Here is a 302-nt window from a genome sequence, read left to right on the forward strand (position 1 = left end):
CGTCGAATTGCTGATTCTCTCTGAAAATTTTTGATGCGTGGATGATTTTATCCACCAAAGTTGTTTTACCGTGGTCAACGTGTGCGATGATCGCGATATTCCGAATATTCTGCATGGTTTGCCTTATTGAGGGTGCAAAAGTAGGAATAAAATTTGGGAGTAAAGTTATCCACCTATGAAGTTTCTGACTTTGCAAAAGGCCAATCTATAGGGAGTTACCCATTTTTCTGTTTGAAAGACTCGAGAAAAAAGCACTAATTCGAAACCCTAACCTCGCACACATGTACAAACTCTGTCTCTCC

Annotated in this window: 1 protein-coding gene; it reads right to left on the minus strand. The window is 40.1% G+C overall.

What is annotated here, in order from left to right:
• Positions 1 to 115: GTP-binding protein (locus ACNKXV_RS14155; RefSeq protein ID WP_417908358.1), on the minus strand; the 115-nt coding region annotated here is incomplete at its 3' end.
• Positions 116 to 302: the final 187 nt, after the last annotated feature.

Source organism: Christiangramia aquimixticola (assembly GCF_048285835.1).
GTDB lineage: Bacteria > Bacteroidota > Bacteroidia > Flavobacteriales > Flavobacteriaceae > Christiangramia > Christiangramia aquimixticola.